This is a genomic window from Paraglaciecola arctica BSs20135, from assembly GCF_000314995.1.
In the GTDB taxonomy this organism is placed as follows: Bacteria; Pseudomonadota; Gammaproteobacteria; order Enterobacterales; family Alteromonadaceae; genus Paraglaciecola; species Paraglaciecola arctica.
In genome coordinates this window covers 18,970-39,146 of record NZ_BAEO01000037.1, presented here as the reverse complement: position 1 = coordinate 39,146, position 20,177 = coordinate 18,970, and the positions used below count along the sequence as shown (strand labels likewise).

General features: G+C 40.9%; 18 protein-coding genes. 2 read left to right on the top strand and 16 right to left on the bottom strand.

The annotated features are described in order from the left end of the window. Window positions 1-27: 27 nt before the first annotated feature. The 6 genes from GARC_RS13170 to GARC_RS27320 form a co-directional block, all read right to left on the bottom strand. Complete coding sequence (locus tag GARC_RS13170; protein ID WP_007620842.1) at window positions 28-1,086, bottom strand: cyclase family protein; 1,059 nt, start codon at window positions 1,084-1,086, stop codon at window positions 28-30. A gap of 85 nt (window positions 1,087-1,171) precedes the next feature. Then, entirely contained in the window at window positions 1,172-2,617 is a 1,446-nt protein-coding gene (locus GARC_RS13165; RefSeq protein ID WP_007620840.1) for an NAD-dependent succinate-semialdehyde dehydrogenase, read from the bottom strand. Then, window positions 2,614-3,990 (bottom strand): sigma-54 interaction domain-containing protein, encoded by a 1,377-nt coding sequence (locus GARC_RS13160; RefSeq protein WP_007620839.1) that lies wholly within the window; start codon window positions 3,988-3,990, stop codon window positions 2,614-2,616. The genes GARC_RS13165 and GARC_RS13160 overlap by 4 nt, the downstream gene beginning before the upstream one ends. Then, window positions 3,987-5,369, bottom strand: a complete 1,383-nt coding sequence (locus tag GARC_RS13155) for a hypothetical protein (RefSeq protein ID WP_007620838.1) — start codon at window positions 5,367-5,369, stop codon at window positions 3,987-3,989. The genes GARC_RS13160 and GARC_RS13155 overlap by 4 nt, the downstream gene beginning before the upstream one ends. A gap of 31 nt (window positions 5,370-5,400) precedes the next feature. Further along, a complete protein-coding gene (locus GARC_RS13150) occupies window positions 5,401-6,552 on the bottom strand; it encodes an iron-containing alcohol dehydrogenase (protein WP_007620837.1) in 1,152 nt (383 codons plus the stop codon). A 400-nt stretch (window positions 6,553-6,952) separates the two neighbouring features. Beyond that, the gene (locus GARC_RS27320; RefSeq protein WP_007620836.1) at window positions 6,953-7,693 is read right to left on the bottom strand and encodes a PEP-CTERM sorting domain-containing protein; all 741 of its coding nucleotides are present in this window, start codon (window positions 7,691-7,693) and stop codon (window positions 6,953-6,955) included. A gap of 357 nt (window positions 7,694-8,050) precedes the next feature. Between GARC_RS27320 and GARC_RS26940 the strand changes: the two genes are divergently transcribed. After that, a complete protein-coding gene (locus tag GARC_RS26940; protein ID WP_007620835.1) occupies window positions 8,051-8,230 on the top strand; it encodes a hypothetical protein in 180 nt (59 codons plus the stop codon). A 217-nt stretch (window positions 8,231-8,447) separates the two neighbouring features. Here the strand turns inward: GARC_RS26940 and GARC_RS13135 are convergent, their stop codons facing one another. The 3 genes from GARC_RS13135 to GARC_RS13125 all read right to left on the bottom strand — a co-directional run bounded on the left by GARC_RS13135 (window position 8,448) and on the right by GARC_RS13125 (window position 12,410). After that, the gene (locus tag GARC_RS13135; protein ID WP_007620834.1) at window positions 8,448-9,854 is read right to left on the bottom strand and encodes a M20/M25/M40 family metallo-hydrolase; all 1,407 of its coding nucleotides are present in this window, start codon (window positions 9,852-9,854) and stop codon (window positions 8,448-8,450) included. A gap of 115 nt (window positions 9,855-9,969) precedes the next feature. Then, window positions 9,970-10,662 (bottom strand): LytR/AlgR family response regulator transcription factor, encoded by a 693-nt coding sequence (locus GARC_RS13130; protein ID WP_007620833.1) that lies wholly within the window; start codon window positions 10,660-10,662, stop codon window positions 9,970-9,972. Beyond that, window positions 10,659-12,410, bottom strand: coding sequence for a histidine kinase (locus GARC_RS13125; protein WP_007620832.1), 1,752 nt, complete (start codon window positions 12,408-12,410; stop codon window positions 10,659-10,661). Before GARC_RS13125 ends, GARC_RS13130 begins: the two co-directional genes overlap by 4 nt. 149 nt (window positions 12,411-12,559) lie before the next feature. Between GARC_RS13125 and GARC_RS13120 the strand changes: the two genes are divergently transcribed. Continuing rightward, window positions 12,560-14,416 (top strand): serine hydrolase, encoded by a 1,857-nt coding sequence (locus GARC_RS13120; RefSeq protein WP_007620831.1) that lies wholly within the window; start codon window positions 12,560-12,562, stop codon window positions 14,414-14,416. A gap of 77 nt (window positions 14,417-14,493) precedes the next feature. Here GARC_RS13120 and GARC_RS13115 read toward each other — a convergent pair whose 3' ends face one another. From GARC_RS13115 to GARC_RS13085, 7 genes are all read right to left on the bottom strand, one after another. Then, the gene (locus tag GARC_RS13115; RefSeq protein ID WP_007620830.1) at window positions 14,494-14,694 is read right to left on the bottom strand and encodes a helix-turn-helix transcriptional regulator; all 201 of its coding nucleotides are present in this window, start codon (window positions 14,692-14,694) and stop codon (window positions 14,494-14,496) included. Then, window positions 14,691-15,104, bottom strand: coding sequence for a hypothetical protein (locus GARC_RS13110; RefSeq protein ID WP_007620829.1), 414 nt, complete (start codon window positions 15,102-15,104; stop codon window positions 14,691-14,693). The genes GARC_RS13115 and GARC_RS13110 overlap by 4 nt, the downstream gene beginning before the upstream one ends. Before the next feature lie 111 nt (window positions 15,105-15,215). Then, on the bottom strand, window positions 15,216-16,355 hold the full coding sequence (gene nspC, locus GARC_RS13105) for a carboxynorspermidine decarboxylase (RefSeq protein ID WP_007620827.1): 1,140 nt from the start codon (window positions 16,353-16,355) through the stop codon (window positions 15,216-15,218). A gap of 233 nt (window positions 16,356-16,588) precedes the next feature. Further along, window positions 16,589-17,791: a saccharopine dehydrogenase family protein gene (locus GARC_RS13100; RefSeq protein WP_007620825.1), complete on the bottom strand. Its 1,203-nt coding sequence runs from the start codon at window positions 17,789-17,791 to the stop codon at window positions 16,589-16,591. Between the two features lie 99 nt (window positions 17,792-17,890). Beyond that, window positions 17,891-18,436 (bottom strand): AAA family ATPase, encoded by a 546-nt coding sequence (locus GARC_RS13095; RefSeq protein WP_007620823.1) that lies wholly within the window; start codon window positions 18,434-18,436, stop codon window positions 17,891-17,893. Beyond that, window positions 18,433-19,053, bottom strand: a complete 621-nt coding sequence (gene pnuC / locus GARC_RS13090; protein WP_007620821.1) for a nicotinamide riboside transporter PnuC — start codon at window positions 19,051-19,053, stop codon at window positions 18,433-18,435. Before pnuC ends, GARC_RS13095 begins: the two co-directional genes overlap by 4 nt. A 173-nt stretch (window positions 19,054-19,226) precedes the next feature. Next, window positions 19,227-20,144 (bottom strand): 1-aminocyclopropane-1-carboxylate deaminase/D-cysteine desulfhydrase, encoded by a 918-nt coding sequence (locus GARC_RS13085; protein WP_007620819.1) that lies wholly within the window; start codon window positions 20,142-20,144, stop codon window positions 19,227-19,229. Window positions 20,145-20,177 lie beyond the last annotated feature (33 nt).

The window sequence follows — 20,177 nt, the reverse complement described above, 5'->3', positions numbered from 1 at the left end:
GACTTGCCCCGTCGATTTACTGACTGACTATTTAATGACCATTGGGTTTACAGGTGAACCGGTTCCACCTTTCATTTTTAAAGGCGCAACAGTGAAGAAGAAACTATATTGACCATCTTCTGCAGAATCTTCTGCTAAATCGTCTAACCAATATAACTCTGTTAATACCACACCTAAATTTCTAATTAATGCGCCATGTAATGGAATAATCATATTGGTACCATTGACATCTTGCGAAGCTAATTCAATGGCTAAATTATCGGCTGCGATGACAGGGATTTCCATGTCGTCGATCCATTTAACTAATTCAGCACTATAACAAAGGCCGGGTTCATCTAACGCAGTCCAATTTTGTTTATCACTTTCGTCGTAGAAGCGGCCCATAGACCCAGTCCTAATCATTAAAATGTCTCTTTTTTCAATGGTCAGTTTTTGATCTTTTGCAGTGTCTTTTATGTCATCTAAAGTCACACAACTACCTGGGGCTAAGCGATGTTTTTTATCGCCACGAAAACGGCCGACATCAACTAACACACCACGTCCAGCCACACCCACGTCACCTAGTTGAGCAATATCTACGAAGTCGTGACCATGCACTGTGGTGTCGGCTGATTTGCCGTTATAGACTTTGTCAGAATACCAAGCATGACCCAAGGCATCCATATGAGTAGTGCCTTGTAAGTACATGAAAACAGCATCGTCGGAATATTTCATGCCGCCATTTAAAGGTTTAGATTTATTCGAGGAATAAATACCTTCATCTTGAGCCATAAAATGCATCACAGGTACACGACCTGGAAATACCGGTCCTACTCCGTGGATCATCGGAAGTTGTAGCGTAAAGCGTTCGCCTGATTTAATGGCTTTCACGCCTCGTTTAACTTGTGTCTCGTCTAAATAATTTAAGGCGCCAATTTGATCTTCCTTGCCCCACTTACCCCAATTATTAGGTGCATCGGCTAACAATTTTTCAATGTAAGTTTCGTCAGCAGCAAGTGGAGTAAAAGATGCGCAAGCAAATGAAATCCCGACAAACAGAGTTGAAATGGTTGTTTTTAGTGATGTTTTTTTCGTTTTATGTGACATGTTTCACCTTTTTCTTGTTATGCCTTTATTGGCGATATGTTTTCTTTGTACTTATGCACAAAGAGGTACTGCCTACCCATGACGCTCATCGCATGTCATAGCAGACGTATTTTGTTTCTAAGTATTCGTCTAATCCTATACGGCCGCCCTCGCGGCCCATACCGCTGGTTTTAATGCCGCCAAATGGCGCTACGGCCGTTGAAATAATGCCTGTATTGACGCCCACCATACCCACTTCCAACTGACTACTAATGCGTTCAATAGTGCGGTGATTTTCACTGAACAAATAAGCCGCAAGACCAAATTGAGTGTCATTTGCCATCGCGATGACATCAGCAATAGTAGAGAAGGGTATGAGTGGCGCTAACGGCCCGAAGGTTTCTTCTTTTGTACAAAGCATATTTTGCGTGACATTAAGTAATACAGTGGGAGCAAACCAGTTTTCCCCTAGCTCTAGCACTTCGCCACCAATGGCAATCGAAGCGCCTTTAGACAGCGCATCATTGATATGTTCAATGACCTTACGTGTGGCTTTTTCATCTATTAAAGGGCCAATATCGGTGCTTGGTTCAAGACCATTGCCCACCTTTAATTGCGCAACCTTTTCTAAAAATATCTGAGCAAATGTGTCGTAGACATTCTGGTGAACATAAATACGATTAGCACACACGCAGGTTTGCCCTGCATTTCTAAATTTACTTTTGATTAATTCGGTGGCTGCTAGTTGAAGATCTGCGTCTTCACAAATGATAAATGGGGCATTGCCGCCCAGCTCAAGGGATAACTTTTTAATGGATGGCGCGCAAGCCGCCATTAATTGGGCGCCTACTGCAGTAGAGCCTGTAAAGCTTAATTTTCTGACAAGGGGGCTAGCCGTCATTTGTACACCAATTTTTCGAGCATCACCACTTAGCACATTGATAACCCCATTCGGTACCCCAGCATCTTGTGCTAAACCTATCAAAGCAAATGCGGTTAAAGGTGTTTCTAACGCGGGTTTTACAATAATAGTGCACCCAGCAGCTAGAGCAGGAGCCACTTTTCGGGTAATCATTGCCGCAGGAAAGTTCCAGGGTGTAATTGCCACGCACACCCCCACAGGCTCTTTACTGACATGAATCTTTTTAGTGGCGTCGTCGCTGGGAATAATGTCACCGTAAACCCGTCTTGCTTCTTCTGCGTACCATTTAATATAACTGGCCGCATAAAGCACTTCACCTTGCGCTTCATGTAAAGGTTTACCTTGTTCAAGGGTCATTATTTTAGCTAGGTCATGTACATTCTTAACAATAAGATCGTGCCATTTGAGCAATATGTCTGCGCGTGTTGCGCTACTTAGTAACTTCCATGATCCTAAAGCCTGTTGTGCTGCATCAATTGCTAAAGTGGTTTCAGCGGCCCCCATAAAAGGTACGTGAGTTAATAGCGAACCATCGGCCGGATTAGTCACATCAACCAATGACGCATGGGATAGCCACTGTCCATTGATCAAACATTTATTTTTAAATATGGATAAGGTTTCCAGCATCATGATTTATCATTCCTTGTGGCAAGAAGGCTTTGTCGTTTTTTCACAAGCGTAGATTGGTTAATTCCTAATGACGCAGCTGCCGCTCGGGTGGAGCCATACAAACTAAGGGCATTATTTATCAATTCTCGTTCCAAATTTGACACTTGTTGCTTCAGACTTTCCGAGCTGTAAGGGTCGCAATGTGTCATTAAGGGTCTGATAGACTCGGGTAAATCGTTAGGCAATATTTCAGTATGCTCAGTAATTAAAACCAAGCGTTCTGCAAGGTTCATTAATTCGCGAATATTTCCCGGCCACTTATAGTGTAGAAGCACTTCGGAGGTTTCCGGGTGCAAGGTTTTTTGCGTGTTATAACGTTTGGCATAATGAGTTAAATAATGCTCGAGTAGCGATAAAATTTCATCTTGACGTTGACGCAAGGGTGGTAAATCAAGGGGCATAATTTGTAGTCGATAATATAAATCTTCTCTAAAACGGCCTTCAGCAATGGCTACTTTAAGGTCATGATGGGTCGCGGTAATCAGTCTTATATTGGTCGTTTTAAAGCGTGTCGCCCCTAACGGCAAAAATTTATTTTCTTCAATGACTTTTAATAATTTAGCTTGCAACGACAAGGGTAAATCACCAATTTCATCAAGAAAAAGTGTGCCACCATTTGCAATATCAAGTAATCCTTCCTTTCCTCTTACCGACGCCCCTGTAAAAGCTCCTGAGGTGTAGCCAAACAATTCCGCTTCTATTAAACCTTCAGGCATAGCGGCGCAATTTAAAGAAATAAAAGGCGCCTCAGCACGAAGACTATTGTCATGAATAAACTGCGCCAATAGTGTTTTTCCGGTACCGGTTTCGCCTTGAATTAAGATTTTAACGTCTGTAGGCGCTACTTTTTCAGCCAATTTATAACATAAACGTGTATTGGTGCCGGTTAGTACGCCAGCTTTGTCTGTGTGAACATCTACATCTATACCGTATTCTTTTCTAACGGTTAATATTTGCTCTAACTGTTCTTCGGCATGTTTAGCACGTAACAAAGCGGTAACGTCACGTACCGAACTAATCACAAATTCCAGTTTGCCATCTTCGTCGAACATCGGATTACCACTGACCACTATTTTTCGGTCGCCTTTGAGTGTTTGTACGCGAGTGATAGGTTGTTGTTCACGAATTACTTCTAGTGATACTGATTTAGAAATATAGCCGTCGGTGACTAAGTCTTTCATGTGTTTACCCAACACACGATGACGTTGCAAACCGGTGATTTTTTCGTAAGCTTTATTCACCGTTATGGTAATACCTTCAGCATCGGTAATGTAAACACCGTCGGGTAGTGCGTCTAAGACGGGTTGCAAAAGCTTAGAATTAAGTGATTTCATTGGTCACCATCATTCGTATTAGTTGGATTAAAATTGTTGTCTGGATCACCTTTGAAGAAGTTTTTACCGTAAATCAAAAGCACTAATAAGATGCCTACAGCAAAGGCCCAGGCGGCACCTTTAATTACTAAAATTGCAGCGATAATGCCTGCAATGCCCAAATCTCGCTGACTTTTTGCTTCCATAATGCCAATCCTAAAACTCACAAATCCTTGTATTAACAGTGTTAATGCAAGGGCAACACCAAGAATAGGCTGCACTAAACTCACGACTGGCAGCAACAGCAAACCTGTATTGGTGCCCCATCGGAATGATCCTGAGCCGCCGAAAATAGATTGCATAGCTTCTCGGCCTTGTTTGTAACGTTCAACAATAACTACATGCATAGCCGCCCATAGGGGCCCGCACATCACAACATCAGGACCAAATATGCTCATCAATACATTTCTACCACCAAAAATCAGGTGAGAGCGATTAGGATCATAATCAATTTTTTCATCTGGGCGTTTTTCGTCCGCTTCATCTAAAATGGCTTTTGTTTGCAACACATCACCAAACAACACTATGTAAGCCGCTAGCGCAGTGGGTAGTGCCGTTAAAAACATTGAAGCATCCGGTAACCCAACACCGAAGACAGTGTATTCATTGAACATCAGTGCGAAATTGGGGCTGGTAATGCCCCATTCAATATCGGGCCAACTAGCTTCCGACACTAAAGGCGCTACAATGACGGCCAAAATAATGATAGGGAAGATCCCCAACTTACCTAAATTGGACCAAAAGGCATTGTGTTGCTTCAGTTGTGCAAAATGAGGGGAAAATATTAAATAAAATGCTAAGCCTACGGCAATTGTGATGGTGATTGGAAATTGCTCAAACCGCCCACCTTCTTTAAATACCACCACAATAGCGGCTAAGCCTGCACCTATTATTATCCCTGATTTGATTGCTGAAGGGATCAGGGTGACCACCTTTGAAGCCAATTTGGTTTGGCCGAGAACGATGGCCAATAATCCAAGCATAATTTGAAACGCAATTAATGCATGTACTCTATCGGCTCCAGGATCAAAGGTTTGCACGTATGCAATCAGTAAAGGCACCGCTGGTGTTATCCAACCTGGTACCACGGGATCGCCTAGAATATGGTGAAACAAATACAAAAAACCATTTATCATGACAATCGCAATAGCCGCTTCAAATGGCATCCCTAACAATTCCACCATTAGTGGAATAGCCGCGAGATCAACTGCGCACATTAGCAGCCCCTGCAAATAATCAGGCCACTCGAATCGGTAATGCAAAAAAGGTAAACGTACTTTAAACGGGCCCAAAGGGAAAAAAGTAGTTTCAGTTCCGTATTGGTGGTTTTTCCATTTCATGGGTTAGTGTTCCAAATTATAATAGGGGAAATTAATAGGCCGCGTAATATATGTTTTCAATATCAGACAGGGACAATTTTCTAGGGTTGTTTTTAAGCAAACGCTCTACTTTAATGGCTTCTTTAGCGAGTTCAGGAATATCTTCCTTTTTAATTCCTAGTGTGCGCATGCCTCGCGGAATACCCACTTCTTCACATAAATCATGCAGTTGTTGGATTACCTTGTTGGCCATAGTTTCAGCATCGTCATGGGGGGTTACTGGGGTAGACAATGCAGTTGCTATATGAGTAAATCGTGTCAAACACTCACTCTTGTTCCATTCCATAACATAGGGCAGCAATAACGCGTTACTCACACCATGGGAAATATGGTAGCGCCCTCCCAAAGGGTAAGCCAGAGCATGAACGGCTCCCACACCAGCATTACCAAACGCCAAACCAGCCATTAAGCTGGCTGTTGCCATATTCTCGCGCGCATCAATATCTTGAGGTGAGCGATACGCAGTTGGTAAATGATTGATAATCATGCCCATGGCTTTGATCGCAAGTGCGTCTGTAATAGGACTAGAGAAATGTGATAAATAAGCTTCTATGGCATGCACTAACGCGTCTACACCACTTGCTGCGGTAATATGTTGAGGGCAACTTAGCGTCATTTCTGGCGCAACAATGGCTAAATCAGGCAATAAAAAATCACTCACCACGCCTTTCTTAGTTTGCTCGGAAGGCACCGACAATATAGCTATATTAGTAACTTCTGAGCCTGTCCCTGCGGTTGTGGGTATGGCAATGTGCGGGATGCCGCGTTTTACAACGTTGTTTTCACCAAACATGGCACTTAAAGTCTGATTGTTACCTGCTAACACGGCCACACATTTGGCAATATCAATGGCACTGCCGCCGCCGACACTAATAATGGCATCGTGTGGTTGGGCGTTATATACAGCAAAACAATGCTCAACAACGTTGTTGTCTGGTTCAGCGGCTACATCGTCAAATATAGAATACTTACGTGATGCGAGTTGAGCCGTGATGAGATCTAATGTGCCTGAATTTCTGACCCCTTTGTCGGTGACAATAAGGGGATAGTTAATGTTCAAACTGTCAAGATGTTCACTTAGAGTAGAGGAACATCCTTGACCGGTAATCAGTGTATGGGCGCTTTTGAAGGATGAAATTTGCATGGGATGCGATTCCTCATTAAATATTTAATCACGGAAGTGACGATTTAAGTGGTGTAAAGCAAAACAGATGCCAACATCAAAATAAACATGTAAAACCAATGTTAACGGGGCTTGTCTCTACCGTTATCACTTTGTTAATACTTAAAGGAATGATAAGTTGATTCGATTTGGAATCAAAGTGATTAATATTGGAATCGATATGTGCGTGTTTAAATAGCTCTAAAGAACTTAAGGGGTGGCCAGAAGTCAGTCTTTGTCAACAGTGTGATAAAAGCCGGATCGCTTTGTAGCAAAGATTACACTGGGTGCTTAAATCATATTGTCTTGGTGATATTTTCATAGCTAAAAAAAACACCAATCATTACAATTGATGCTTTTTAGAAAAAACAAATTAAAATTATTACGATTGTTTCTTAAATCGACGTGATGCTAAACCAATCATTCCTAATGCAAAAATAGTAAGTGTTGATGGTTCTGGTACGTCTACAGCCGGATTCGGTTCAACGTCTAGTATCATTTTAGCTGACACTAGATAACCATCTCCTTCTATGTAGGTATGGTAGTTTAAAATTCCTGTTGTTCGTAACGTTTGAGCTTGATCCGCAGAGACGCCAGTTGAAGTCGTCCGGGACCCGCCGTAACCTTTATATTCATCGGTATAAGATGCCGTGGCGTACCAGTCATTGCCAACATTTCCGTCCCATGCGGTTGTATTGAACACCTGGCCCGTAGTATAAGAATTTGATGTCGCGGTCTTCCAAGAATTATTTGTCGTGTCCCATACGTGGAAATGCTCAATCGCGTCGTAGTGCTGTGTGTATAGTCTTCTGTAGAATGCAGAGTATTCGGGCGTATCGAACCAAAAAGTGTATTGAGTCTGTATTAATTGGCTAGTGAAATCATCATCGTCATCGCGAAAGTTAAATGTTAGGGATATATTATTAATAGCGTATGGGTAATTGAAGTCATCTCCAGTTAAGTAGGAGTTGATGTCAAAACTCCCACTAATAAACGAATTATTGGCATATTTATCGCCAATAATATTATCATCAAAAGTGATTAATTTCGCTGTGGCAGTATGACATAAACATGAAATAATCAGGCTTATTGCGACTTTAATTATATTAGTTTTTATTTTCAATTTTATTCTCCTTTTATACACTCTCCAATTTTGGAAAGGTAGTCATTCATCAATAACTGGAACAGGCAACTTGAATATAGTTAGCAAAAATTGTCATTTTTCATCATATGACGCTACAGGTTGCCTCATAGATGTTGTTGCATAGGGTGGCATATACTCGGTAAAACTATTTGCACTGTATCCACAAATGTTTGTACTTTTCGGTCAATCTTTTAAATAGACAGTGCTTTGGGTTGTGAGGCTGGAAGATTTTGATGAATTTTTGATTTTTTATTTAAATGACTAAGTATTGATACATTGCTAGGGGAAATTTAATGCTTTAAATAGCTGGAGATAAATGTCTGTTGATGGCTTAAAGTGGAAATAAATGATGCTAACCTCACAGCTCGCTTACTGCGATCTTATACCATTGCGCATAAAGAAGTGACCACTCAGAAATCACCAGCCATTTTTGCACAAGGCGTCACTATGCAGGAATGGCAAGCCCTTTCAAATAGTGAGAACGAAGTGCAAGAATGGCTGGTGCTTTCCCTTTAGGGCGAGTTTTAAAAGGGCTTACTCTGCGTTGCTCGAATTCGCAATAGAATAACTATTACTTCATTCAAGCGCCTTGATTAAGCCCTTTTAAAATCTCGCTGAGAGGTCACTTCTTTGTGCGGATTGGTATTAAACCATTCAAAATTAGCTTAAGTGAAATGGCCCCCTAAAACTAATTGTTAGTTTTAGGGGGCCATTAGGTAGATATCTAAAGTTTTTACTTGAACGATCCAGGCCATTCAGCTGCGATAAATGCGAAGACTGTCCAAGCCGCTACGTTTTGACGCATATGTTCGGGATTAACCTTATCAAAGGTATCGTCTGGAGTATGGTGTAAGTCAAAATAGTCAGTACCGTCTTGCATCAGGTTTAACGCTGGCACACCCAGTGCGGCTAAGGGCATCATATCTGGACCGCCGCTAGTATTGCCACTGCGACGTGTGACACCAAGTTCACCCATCAGTCCTGCCATGGTATCCACTACGTGCATCGCATTTTCTGAAATATTATCTGAAGACTGTAAGCCGTAAACTGGGCCTGCACCAAAGTCAGATTCTGAGCCAATGACATGATTAGCAATAGTGCCATCTGCTTCTCGTGCTTTGGCATAAGCGCGGGCACCAATTAATCCTAGTTCTTCGGCACCCCAGAGGATGACACGTATGGTGCGACGAGGGCGCATTTCAGTGTTGTTTTTTATCAATGTAGCTGTTGCCATGGCGATGGCTACCCCTGCACCATCATCAACAGCGCCTGTACCTAAATCCCAGCTATCCAAATGGCCGCCAATTACCACTACTTCATTAGGTAGCTCACGTCCGGTCATTTCGCCGATAACATTTTTAGTGACAATAGCACCTAAGTCTTTAGTTTGAATATTGAGGCGAATTTTAGGGCTGTGTCCGTAGCCTATTAAACGTACTAACTGATCAGCATCAGGGTTAGATAGAGCGACAGCTGGCACCATGGTATAACCCATAGCGACGTTGGTGGCACCCGTGTGCGGGTTGCGGTGGTCATCTGTACCAATAGAACGGATTAGTAAGGCTTCAGCGCCTTTTTTAGCTGCTAACTCGTGGCCTTTAGAGCGGGCAATGTTTGCGCGGCCATATCCAGCGCCGTTCTTAAAGCGTTCCATACGATTACTGATAAAAGCAATCTTACCTTTTAAACTACCGTCTGCGGCTTTTTCAAGATCTGCGTAGCTTTCAAAATGCACGATTTGTGCTTCTAAGCCACCTTCAGGTGTTGATTTCGAACGGCCTAAGGCGGTAATCGTCAATTTTTGATAAGAAGGGATGAGGACTTCGGCTGTTTCAATGCCGCGAACCCAGCCATTCATTTTTACGTCTTCGGTATAAACTTTATCAAACCCTAGAGCTTTTAATTTGTTAATACCCCATTCAATACCTGCTTTTTCTCCAGGTGTTCCGGGGTGGCGCGCGCCAACTTCTGTGGTGAGTGATTTTAATATTTCGTAAGCGCTATCATCTTTGATGGCCTTATCACGCAGGCTGACTGCCATTTCTTTGGTTTCTTTAGAAACAGGGATAAGGCTGTTGCTAGCAAATGTTGGTGCGGTGAGTATAAATGCGACTAAGGCCACTATTTTGATCTGGTTCATTGGAACTCCTTTTGACGATTTTCTTAAGATGATACGTTATTCACTTGCTATCAGTCACTCAATATCGCTCACTCGGATTTTGCTCTATGTATGAGCTTACTATTGATGATGAGTATTATATTAATCTCGCTTTAACTTCTCGTACTTTTGTGCGTCCTAGAGGTAGGCGAATTCCTGTTGTTAAAGTTAGCCAGTACTTACTTCCTTCTTCTGCTTCTAGGGATTGTATAGCAGCAATAGACACAGCATAGGAGCGGTGGATGCGGATAAAGTCATCAGGCAATAGGTTGAGTAGTTTGTCTAAACTTTTGTCATGTAAAAAGTGTTGTTGGTTATCTTGATGCACTTCACAATAATGGCCATCAGCTTTTAGGTATAACACTTCACTGATGGCTAACATTTCTATTTTACCCAATCGTTTGTAGGTTAAATATTTGCTTTGTCCTTGTTGCTGCTGGTGGAGTCTATCCACTGCTTTTTGGATGCGTTCTTGGGTAAAAGGTTTGGCAACAAAATCGAGTATACCTATATCAAAAGCTTCGATTGCGCGGTCAGAATTGGCAGAAACCACTATGGTATGAAAGCTTTGACTGAGTTGTTGTTTGAGTAGTGTAAAGCCATCTTGGCCCTGAAGGTTTAAGTCTAAAAATAACAGGTCAATCGGATACTCCGCTAAATAATCAGCGGCATCATCTAATGAATGGCACATTTTAATTTTAATGTGTTGTTCACCAAAAGCCTGTTCTACAAAACGTTTTAGGCGTTTTGCCACCATATATTCATCTTCGACTATGACAATGTTAGTCATGCTTGGTTTACCTCTAATGAATCAAGAGTTTTTGGTGCAACGTTTGAAAGTGGAAAGGTCAGGGTTACTTGCCAATTATTATCATTAAGGCAACTTTTCATGTCCCATTTATCTGCATAACTTTCTGTTAAACGCGCTTCAATATACTGGCTACCTATGCCCAGGTTAATGCCTTTGTCTGATGATTTTTGGGTAATAGGGGCAATGAAGATTAGTTGTTGTGAAGATTGTTCTGCAAAAATGCTTTGCTTCAAAGTAAAAACAACGTCACCTTGTTGATACAGGTTATGGGATAACGCATTTTCTAACAAAGTGAGCAATATACCCGGTGGTATACTGGCTTCATTATATTCAATATCACAAACCATTGAAAACTCAATGTTGGTGCGATAACCCATCACTTTTAAGTGGGACTGACACAGTCCGATTTCGTCTTTTATTTGTATAATCCTTTGTGCTGACATATGCGCCATATAGCGAAATTCGTCAGCTAGAGCTTGAATAAACTTAACCGCTGTTTTGGGTGAATCTTCTATCCATTCTTCTATTGCAGTTAAGGTGTTTAATATAAAGTGGGGTTGTAAATTACGTTTCACTAATTCGAGTTCTAGACGGCTAGCGTTAATCTGGCTTTGCAGTAGTTGTTGCTGTTTACTGCGCATTGTTTTCGCTAGGGTATATAACATTAAGCCAATTAAGGCGGCAAATGACACAAAAAAGTACTGATCCATGTACGAATAGGTATTGATTGAAATAGGTGCAATAAATAACAACATACCGCCTAACATTAATAGTGCGTTTTCTTGCTTTTGTATTAATGCGTGCAAACAAATGCCGCCACTAATGGTCACTCCTATTAAAAATACATATAGGCTGCGATTATCATATCCGTCCATGAAAATGATGACACCGAATTGAGCTAACAAAGCTAGGCTTATCCACGCGATGCGTTCAATTCCCTTGAAGTGAAAAAACCACGCAAAAAATAAGCTGAGTAATAACGATATAAAACAAGACAGTGCTAAAACCACTATTAATCTTGGTATTTGCCAGTCATAAGTGTAAGGCCACAATCCCCGCCAAGATTCGGCAAAAGTGAGCGCTAAAATAGATAAACATAACAAGCTAAAAATGGGATAGCTGGGTTGTCTAAATGACTTGAAATAAACAAGAAATGAATAAAGAGCAATCAACAACAATGCACCTGACATCACCATAGGGCGACTAGCTTGTCTGTAAGGTATTTGCACTAGGCTTTCATAATCGGTCACTAAGCTCCAAAATGAGCCGTGTAAAAGAGTCGGTGCGTTGTGATGAGCGGATACCCGCATACTGAGAGTGTGTGTGCCGACTTGAGTTAAATGTGTAGGCAAAAGCATTATTTTGTCTATTAACCCAGGCGTTTCGCTGTTTTTATCTTGGCCAACCACACCATTACTAGCGATGAACTCACCATCCCAATAAGCATCAAAAGAACCTAATATGCTAACCAATACACCTAAAGGTTGAGTCGAAGGTGTGTCAATTTCAAAGTCGACTTGCACCCAGAAATTTTCATCGGATAAAGGTATACCGCTAAAGTTATAAGTTTGCCATTGGCTACGATCCAACACTGGTTTTGCATAGTCTGGATGATCATCAAGCATTAAGTAATAGGTATCACTGATGATTAAGTCAGGTTCTTTGGAATTGGCAGACTGAACAATAAAGCTATATATCAGCAGTGTAATAAATAAATGAAAACGCACAGTATTTCTCCCTTTTATCTATCATAACAAGGTGTAAAGGTGGCGTCCGAGTCGTTCACGTATTAGATGAGCAGTTAGTGCAAAAGTAGGTCACTAAGATATGGAATTCAATCAGTATGAGATTACTTTATACACTGATGGAAAACTCTATGAATACTCCTACTAAAAGAATGTTGATCCGTTTCTGCAGTATTGGGCTTCTATTTGGCGCCTCTATAAATACTATACAAGCAACTGCTTTAAATAACGATTATGGCAAACAGTTGTCTAAAGTGAGATTGACTGATAACACCCAACTCAGTTATCAAGATTTTATTGAACAAGCCCGAGTAACTGGACTAAGTATCGCTGTTGTGGACGATTTTAAAGTGGTGTTTAGTGAAACTGCTGGCCTAAAAGAAAGTGGTACACAGCATAAAATAGACAGCAACACAGCGTTCTCGACCGCGTCTATTTCAAAACCTGTTACCGCTACTGTAGTTATGATGCTGGCTGAGCAAGGAAAGCTCAATTTAGATGTACCTGTTAGTACTTATCTAAAACGTTGGACAATGCCAGAGTCAGATTTTACAAAGGATAATCCCATCACACTCAGGCAATTATTGTCCCATACCGCCGGTATGTCTCAGGGAGGATTTGCTGATTTTCATCTAGGTGATGATATTCCAACGTTAGTTGAAAGTCTGAATGGACAAAAATTGCCTCGTTATAAAACACCTATTTCAGTGGAGTTTGAACCTGAAACGAAATGGAATTATAGCGGTGGAGGTTATGTCATTGTGCAAGTGGCCATTGAAGATTTGACCGGTAAACCTTTGGCGCAATTAGCTGAGGAAATGTTATTTACACCTTTAAATATGCAACACACTACTATGTATCAAAATGACCAAGCTAAGTTTTTAACTAACGTTGCTAAAGTGCATGATTTAGATCAGCAAGTGATCCGCGATGGTATTCCTATTTGTCCCCAAGTCGCGCCTTCTGGCATGTGGAGTACGCCATTGGATATGGCCAAGTTTACAATCGAGTATCAAAAAGCATTGGCAGGTAAACCAACAGAGGTCATTTCTACTTGGGTGGCGCAACAAACGACTGAGGTGCAAACCCTCAAAGTCACAGGTGGATGGAGTGCTGGTTGGATGCGCTTTGAAGCGCAAGGTAATCTAGACTGGTTTTCTCACGGAGGCTCAAATACAGGTACTGGTGGCCATGTAATGGCAACGATGCAAGATGGCAAAGGCATTATGTTATTTATTAATGCGACCACTCAAACTCGAAATCCAGCCATTACTATGTTGATTGATAGTGTCATAAAGAATTTGCAGTGGACTCAACCTTTTGTACCTAGTCAGCAACTTTTACCTAAAGGACAGGGCGACAAAATGATCGGTAGGTATCTGTCACCTTTCGACCAAATTGTGAACATCACTCAAGAGCAAAACAAACTGATTTATCACAATCCTTTGCAAATAGGCGGTGGACAATTTTCAGGTGAGTTGCATTATTTAAAAGACAATAGATTTGCTTTAGATGCCCACGCAAATGTTTTGGGACTTGAGCTAAACCCAGTTGATAACCAAGTATATTTGACTCTTTTCCGCACTGGTACATCGTTGAAAGACCATGCCATGCGTAAGTTGCAGCAAGGTGAACAACTACCTTTTGAAGTCGCAGAAAATCAAGGTGTCGAGCAAAGTATTAAGGCATATTCGGTGTGGAAAAAGCAGTATCCCGCTTCTAGATTACTGTCGTCCAATGCACTAAACAACGCAGGTTACATGGCGCTTGCTAAAAAGGACTTTCAAGCGGCGATTAATTACTTAAGTGTCTACGGGGCTTTATATCCTGATGATGCTAACGCTTTTGATAGTTTAGCCGAAGCCTATATGACGAAAGGAGATATACAGTTGGCAGTGGATAATTATAAAAAATCCTTAGGGTTAAATGCTGATAATCAAAATGCCAAAGATATGTTGAAAAAATTGAATGCTGAAAAAGCTCTTTAATTGTATTTATGAACAGAGCCTTAGGTTTTAACTTTGCCTAAAGCTCTAATTTTATTGAGATGCTAAACCTTCCTTGATTATGTCTGCTCATCATCAATAAATATCTCTTCAACAGTTAAGTTGAATAGCCGAGCGATTTTAAATGCCAAGGGTAAGCTGGGATCAAACTTACCCTTTTCGATGGCATTGGCGGTTTGTCTTGATACCGCCAAAGCATTAGCTAAATCAGCTTGGGTCCAGTCTCGTTCGGCGCGAAGGACTTTTAATCGGTTTTTCATTGGTATTTCCTATTGCCGATTAAAATACTGAGGATGTACGTGAAGGCCATGAGCATTATTAGGTGGCTGATTTCTGGCTCGAAGCTTATCAGTTTTATATCTTCCAGTTGCTCATATGCAATACCCGCTATCAAACCGACACCTAAGGTTATACCCATGGCATCTAAAGTGATTTTACGTTGTAATTCGTCAAGATTGGCTAAGTGCTTAACGTTGACCATGATCATGGTCAAACCCAGCGCTAGATGAGTAATTAGGGCAATAATGGAATAAGCGGGTTGATAGTCCCAAATGTATTCTGCACCAAATCTCAAAAATGCAGTGCTAATAACCCAAGCCAGTGTCCATAAAGCTAGAGATGTAATGTTACTTTTCTGTTGGCTACAGATTGATTCATTGTGTTTATTCATAAGTCAAACTCCTTGGTCATAAAGTAAAATAGACTTTACTTTATGACCAAGTGTAACTTTTAAATAATCGGTGTCAAGTCTGTTTTACAAAAAGAAAGTCTTACATGACAGTTAGGATAACTTATTTTTAAAATCTTGGTACTCAAACTTACGCACTAACTCAAAGCTACCATCTTTGCGAATAATGCCGATGGAGGGGTGTTCAACTCCGTTAAAAAAAGTAGTTTTGACCATAGTGTAGTGGATCATATCTTCGAAAATAATGCGTTCACCTATTTGCAATTTGTGATCGAAGCTATATAAATCTATGGCATCACCGGCTAAACAGGAATTACCACCAAACCTATAAGTAAAAGGTTTTTCACCTGCTTTAGCTGCACCACGTACTTCTGGACGATAGGGCATTTCCAATACATCTGGCATATGAGCTGTGGCAGACATATCCAATATCGCTATTTGGTCGCCATTTTCAACTATATCAACCACTTCAGTGACTAAGGTACCCGTTTGCCATGCGACAGCTGAACCGGGTTCAAGGATGACGTTAAGATGTGGGTGACGTTGCTTAAATGCCTTTAAGGTTTCTATTAGGTGTTCCACGTCATAACCCTCTTTGGTCATAAGGTGCCCACCACCAAAATTCACCCATTTTAAAGTTGGCAACCAGTCTGCAAATTTTTGTTCTACTGCTTTAATGGTGCGTTCGGTGGCAAAAGAATCACACTCGCATAGGTTATGAATATGAAATCCTTCAATGCCCGTTAAATCCTCACCTACTAAGTCTTTGGCTCTGATACCTAATCGAGACCCTGGTGCGCTAGGATCATAGAGTGCGGTTTCTGTTTCACTATGTTCAGGATTAACTCTTAATCCTGCAGACACTCCTGCTTGTAAAATTTGATCTTTGTATCTATTCCATTGGCCTAAACTATTAAAAGATATGTGATTAACTAAACTGGTTAACTCATTGATATCATTGGGCTTAAACGCAGGAGAGTAAGCATGTACTTGTTTGCCTATTTCTTCTTTTCCTAACCTTGCTTCCCACACCGCACTAGCAGTCGAACCTTGCAAATATTGCTTAACTAAGCCAAAGGTTGACCACATAGAAAAACCTTTGAGGGCCAAAATAATTTCGACACCACTTTGTTGCTGCACATATTGCATCAGTTGCAAGTTAGCTTCTAGTTTGGCCTCTTCGCATACATAACAAGGTGAGGGGATGGCTGGGTTTAACATAGGATCTTGCATAAAAAAGGCTACTTTTGGTTACAGTATAAACTGACTGCCACTGACTGGCTTTGCCAATTTGAGAATTAAAGTAAAAGGACTTCACTAAATAAACAAAGCCTTTAGATAATTTTAACTGGGAACTAAAAAATACAAACTTATCACCACAGAGAACACAGAGCGCTGCGCTACACAGAGAAATAAAGTTTTTTACCTCTGTGCTCTCTGTGGTTCGATTTCTTCGTTTCTAGCTATTACTTCTTAAACGGGCTCGAATCACATTCGATCACATGCCAAGGCAAACCGTGAATATTCAGCATATCCATAAAGGGATCAGGATCAAACTGTTCCATATTCCATACCCCTGGTTTTTTCCATGTGCCATTTAACATTAATGACGCACCAATCATAGCGGGAACACCTGTTGTATAAGACACTGCCTGAGCACCTACTTCTTCATGACACTTAGCGTGTTCACAATTGTTGTAGATAAAGATGGTTTTTTCTTGGCCATCTTTGAGACCTGTTATGTAAGTTCCGATACATGTTTGACCTGTGTATCCCTCCGCTAATGAACCAGGATCAGGTAATACGGCTTTCAAAAACTCTAAAGGTACAATTTGTTGGCCTTGGAAGTTAATTGGCTCGATGCTGGTCATGCCAATGCCTTCGAGTACCTTTAAGTGCGTTAAATAAGCGTCACCAAAGGTCATCCAAAAACGTGCACGTTTCAGAGTCGGGAAGTGTTTAACGATAGACTCTAATTCTTCATGGAACATCAAATAAGAAGCTCGAACACCTATATTTTGGTAATCAAGATCTTCACGCACACTTAATGGATCGGTTTCTTTCCATTCGCCGTTTTCGTAAAAACGTCCACGCTGAGTAATTTCGCGAATGTTGATTTCAGGGTTGAAGTTAGTCGCGAAAGCTTGACCATGATCACCACCATTACAGTCGACAATATCGAGGTAATGAATTTCATCGAAGTAGTGTTTAGCTGCATAAGCGGTATAAACATTAGTCACACCTGGATCAAAACCGCTGCCTAATAACGCCATCAAGCCGGCTTTTTGGAATTTTTCTTGGTAAGCCCACTGCCAAGAATATTCGAATTTTGCAACATCTTTGGGTTCGTAGTTGGCAGTATCTAGATAGTCGACGCCTGTTTCTAAACAAGCATCCATTATCGCTAAGTCTTGATAAGGCAAAGCCAAGTTAATGACTAAGTCAGGTTTAACTTGGTTGATAACTGCGACCACTTCACTGGCATGGTCGGCATCAACGGCAAATACACCTTTAACTCTGTCTATTCCTACTTCTTTTTGAAGGGCTTCACATTTTGAAACTGTGCGACTTGCAAGGTAAATTTCATCAAATAGCTCGGGTAAACGAGCACACTTTTTAATGGTGACTGCGGCCACGCCGCCAGCGCCAATAATCAAAACTCGGGACATAGATAGTTCCTAGTATTCGGGGTTATGTAATAAAACGTGAATGCTAGCAGTAATTTATTGAGGTGCAAGTTGAATATTGAAAAATCACTCACTGAGTTCTTAATCAGTAGTACAGATTTCCATTGAGGTTATACCAAGTGCGGTGAGAACCGCTTGTTTTCTTTGTTTGAGGCTGCCTGATACCAGTATGTGTTTGATGTTATGTTTTTTAAGGTATTGACGGTTAAATACTTGAAATTCACCGCGATTAGCGTCACCTGAACGCTCCCATGTATCGTCGTAAGGGATATCATCATCACATAACACTACTAAGTCATAACGTTGCCAGCATGTTTTTGCGAGCCTTTCTAACTCTGGCAATGCTGTTTGGTGGTAATGCAGTGCAAAATGCCAAGTGGTAAAAGCACTAGTATCACAAAATAGATACTCATTAGCCTTGGATACTGCTTGGTCTTCCCATTGGTTTTGGATTTTAGCGATATGCAATAGTTGTTCTGGGGTTAGTCGTCGGTCGACTTGATGGGTTATCCAATATTCGCGGCCATACTCTGGTACTGTGATAGTGCCTAGTTCTTTTGCTAGAGCTTCACACAAGCTGGTTTTACCGGTAGACGGGCCACCTAAAAATACAATTTTTTTGATCACGAAATGCACGGGCCTTTATTTGAATTTAGGGAAAAGTGTTTATACCATTGCCACTGACCTATGATAGCCATTACCAAGAAACAAGTGTACAGAGCGGATGTTGGGAATAATCCTTTTTGCCAATATATCGCTATCGCCACTATGTCTACGACAATCCATACCGTCCAGTTCATTAGTTTTTTATGTGACAATAACCATTGAGCTGCCAAGCTTGCACAAGTGGTAAAGGCATCAGGATAGGGAAAACTAGCATCAGTATAATGGTTCATTATTGTACCGAGCAAACTAGTGCTAACAACAATAGCGATAATCCATAAAGCATATTCTTTGGTGGTGCCTTGATTAACTATCACATGGCCGCTTGAGTCTTGAGCTTTTCTCCACAGCAGCCAACCATAAACCTGAAAACCAATATAAAAAATGTGTAGACCCATATCCGAATACAGTTTCACATCATAAAAAATCCAAGCATAAATACTGACTTGCACAAAACCAAAAGCGAAACACCATATATTGCGCTTTATGATAAAATAAACACAGATAAAGCCAGAGACTGTAGCTACCCATTCAATGGGTGATGCTCCAGCAAAACCCTGTAGCCATTCATTCCAGTTCATAAGATTGTGTAGAAAATTTTGAAATAGATTACCGTGCTCGTTAGCAATGCGTTATAGATGTGAAATGACAATGTGATTTGTGTAAACAATAAACCTTTCCTTTAGATTGGTTTTAATATGAGGCTTTATAATGAGTAATTTACAGTATCTTGGATGAGTAATGCAATGATGACCTACCTAGCCCCCTGCAAACCTCCTGTGTGCAGAGCTAAAATACGACTTTTTTGAGGAAAATAACCCTTATTAATCAGTTCTCGTAATGCAAAAAATAGCTTTCCGCTATAAACAGGTTCTATTTTTATTCCCGTTTGTTGAAAAAAGTCGCGACAAAATTCTGCGAGGTTATCATTAGACTTAGCATATCCACCAAAATGATAATCATGATTGATTTGCCAGCTTTTTGAATGATCATGCTTTACTAATAAATCTGTAACCAGCTGTTCTAGGTAGCCTTCACCTTTAAGCACGGCAATGCCTAATATTTTACAGTCGATTGGTTCTAGGTACTTGGATATACCGGTAATTAATCCAGCAAGAGTGCCGCCGCTGGCGACAGGCGCTAAAACATAGTCATAGGAATGGCTTAACTCTTCAACAATTTCAGCTACACCTTGTAACGCTTCTAGCTGCGAGCCGCCTTCTGGAATAAGTAGAGCGCTGGGGTATTGTTGCTGAAGCATTTTTAGGTAATCAGGTTCGGCTCGTTGTTGATATGTCTTTCTGTCAACATATTGGATGTTGGCATTCCAATTTAATAAATCTTGCAACATAGGACTAGGGTTTTGTGAATAATCTCCTCTGATGATCGCTGTGAATTGAATATTGAGTTGCTGGCAGCAAAAACCTAATGCGTGCAGGTGATTTGAAAATCCGCCACCAAAACTGATGATATGTTTAGTGTTGGCTTCAATAGCAGCTAATAATGCATATTTGAGCTTACGCCACTTATTACCTGAAATGACTGGGTGTAACAAATCATCTCGTTTTACCGTTAGTGTTATGCCGTGTTTAGCTGCCCAATCAGGTTGGATTATTGTTTCAACTGAAGGGGTGGCTATTTGCAACAGTGTTGTTAGATTTTTTGTCTTCAAGCTACTTCCGTTTTCACTTATTTGCTTGCACAC

What these genes read in the sequence shown, in the direction of transcription:
- GARC_RS13170 (WP_007620842.1), bottom strand. Translation starts at nt 1,086, where the DNA reads ATGTCACATAAAACGAAAAAAACATCACTAAAAACAACCATTTCAACT.
- GARC_RS13165 (WP_007620840.1), bottom strand. Translation starts at nt 2,617, where the DNA reads ATGATGCTGGAAACCTTATCCATATTTAAAAATAAATGTTTGATCAAT.
- GARC_RS13160 (WP_007620839.1), bottom strand. Translation starts at nt 3,990, where the DNA reads ATGAAATCACTTAATTCTAAGCTTTTGCAACCCGTCTTAGACGCACTA.
- GARC_RS13155 (WP_007620838.1), bottom strand. Translation starts at nt 5,369, where the DNA reads ATGAAATGGAAAAACCACCAATACGGAACTGAAACTACTTTTTTCCCT.
- GARC_RS13150 (WP_007620837.1), bottom strand. Translation starts at nt 6,552, where the DNA reads ATGCAAATTTCATCCTTCAAAAGCGCCCATACACTGATTACCGGTCAA.
- GARC_RS13135 (WP_007620834.1), bottom strand. Translation starts at nt 9,854, where the DNA reads ATGAACCAGATCAAAATAGTGGCCTTAGTCGCATTTATACTCACCGCA.
- GARC_RS13130 (WP_007620833.1), bottom strand. Translation starts at nt 10,662, where the DNA reads ATGACTAACATTGTCATAGTCGAAGATGAATATATGGTGGCAAAACGC.
- GARC_RS13120 (WP_007620831.1), top strand. Translation starts at nt 12,560, where the DNA reads ATGAATACTCCTACTAAAAGAATGTTGATCCGTTTCTGCAGTATTGGG.
- GARC_RS13115 (WP_007620830.1), bottom strand. Translation starts at nt 14,694, where the DNA reads ATGAAAAACCGATTAAAAGTCCTTCGCGCCGAACGAGACTGGACCCAA.
- GARC_RS13110 (WP_007620829.1), bottom strand. Translation starts at nt 15,104, where the DNA reads ATGAATAAACACAATGAATCAATCTGTAGCCAACAGAAAAGTAACATT.
- nspC (WP_007620827.1), bottom strand. Translation starts at nt 16,355, where the DNA reads ATGCAAGATCCTATGTTAAACCCAGCCATCCCCTCACCTTGTTATGTA.
- GARC_RS13100 (WP_007620825.1), bottom strand. Translation starts at nt 17,791, where the DNA reads ATGTCCCGAGTTTTGATTATTGGCGCTGGCGGCGTGGCCGCAGTCACC.
- pnuC (WP_007620821.1), bottom strand. Translation starts at nt 19,053, where the DNA reads ATGAACTGGAATGAATGGCTACAGGGTTTTGCTGGAGCATCACCCATT.